This window comes from Myxococcus sp. CA039A, from assembly GCF_013336645.1.
Taxonomy (GTDB): Bacteria; Myxococcota; Myxococcia; order Myxococcales; family Myxococcaceae; genus Myxococcus; species Myxococcus llanfairpwllgwyngyllgogerychwyrndrobwllllantysiliogogogochensis.
This window is the reverse complement of the sequence record NZ_JABUMQ010000664.1, coordinates 1-1,359: the sequence shown is the minus strand read 5'-3', so window position 1 is coordinate 1,359 and position 1,359 is coordinate 1. Positions and strand designations below refer to the sequence as shown.

Annotated in this window: 2 protein-coding genes; both read right to left on the bottom strand. The window is 67.9% G+C overall.

The window, feature by feature from the left end; translation table 11 throughout:
• Positions 1–700, bottom strand: a 700-nt coding sequence (locus tag HR086_RS46880; RefSeq protein WP_174468915.1) for an MlaD family protein, incomplete at its 3' end; no start/stop codon positions are given.
• Positions 697–1,359: ABC transporter ATP-binding protein (locus HR086_RS46875; RefSeq protein WP_174468914.1), on the bottom strand; the 663-nt coding region annotated here is incomplete at its 5' end. The genes HR086_RS46880 and HR086_RS46875, both read right to left, overlap by 4 nt.

The following is a 1,359-nucleotide window of genomic DNA, read 5'->3' as shown; positions in this document are numbered from 1 at the left end:
CATCCACCCGCTGCGCCGCGCTCGACGCGCTCGCCATCAGCTTGCGCACCTCGCGCCCCCCATCCTTGTCGTAGATGAGCGCATGCAACATCCCGTCCCCGTTCTGCACCTGCTCCAACACACCCCGCAGGGACGCCATGCTCCGCTGCACGTCCCTGGCGAGCTGGGGATCTCCATACGCATCCACCGTCTTGAGCAACGACTTGCTGATGGCCACCGAGTTGTCCATCACCTCGCTGGCGCTCTTGAGCAGGTTGGTCAGGTCTCCACTCGTGGACGACGAGAGCACCCCACCCGGCTCCACCGGCGGCGACGTGGGACTGCCCAGCGAGATGTCCACCGCCTTGTCCCCCAGCACGCCCATGCTCGTCAGTTGCGCCAGCGAGTCCTGCTTCACGCGGTCCCCGTACTTCGACGCCACCTGCAGCCGGACCTCCAGCTTGGGGTCGTTCGGGTTTTCGGAGAAGTAGATGCCCGTCACCTTCCCCACCTCCAGGCCCCCCAGCCACACCGGGGACTGGTCACTCAACCCCTGCACGTTGGCGAAGTACGTCCGGTACGTGTGCTGCCGCTGGAACAGCCGCGACTCCTGGCCGATGAAGAACACCACCACGCCCGCCACCGCCAGGCCGATGGCCACGAACAGCCCCGCGCGCAACGCCAGCCGTTTCTCGCCCGCCGCGGACGTGAACAGGCTCATGACACGCCTCCGGGCTCCAGCTCGACACGACGCGCGTCCAGGAACGCCCGCACCTCCGGCACCGTGGAGCGCCGGAACTCGTCTCGCGTCCCCACCTGGACGATGCGCCGGTTGGCCAGCATCGCCATCCGGTCACCCACCGCGAACGCACTCACCAGGTCATGCGTCACGACGATGGACGTGCTGCCGAGCTTGGTCTTCATCGAGTTGATCATCGAGTTGATGGACTGCGTGGTGACGGGGTCCAGCCCCGTCGTGGGCTCGTCCCAGAGGATGACCTCCGGGTCCGTGGCGATGGCTCGCGCCAACCCCACGCGCTTCTTCATGCCGCCCGACAGGTCCGACGGCATCAGCCGCTCCGTCCCCGGCAGGTTCACCAACGCCAGCTTCTCAGCCACCCGCTGCCGCACCTCGTCCAGCGGCATCTCCGGGAAGTGCTCCCGCAGCGGATACGCCACGTTCTCCCCCACGCTCAGCGAGTCGAAGAGGGCCGCGCCCTGGAACACCATCGCGACGTGCCGCCGCACCGGGATGAACTCCTCTTCCGAGAAGCCCGTCACCTCGCGCCCCTGGAAGAGGATGCGCCCCGCGTCCGGCCGCTGCAGCCCGATGAGGCACTTGAGCAGCACGCTCTTGCCCGTCCCCGAGCCCCCCAGCAC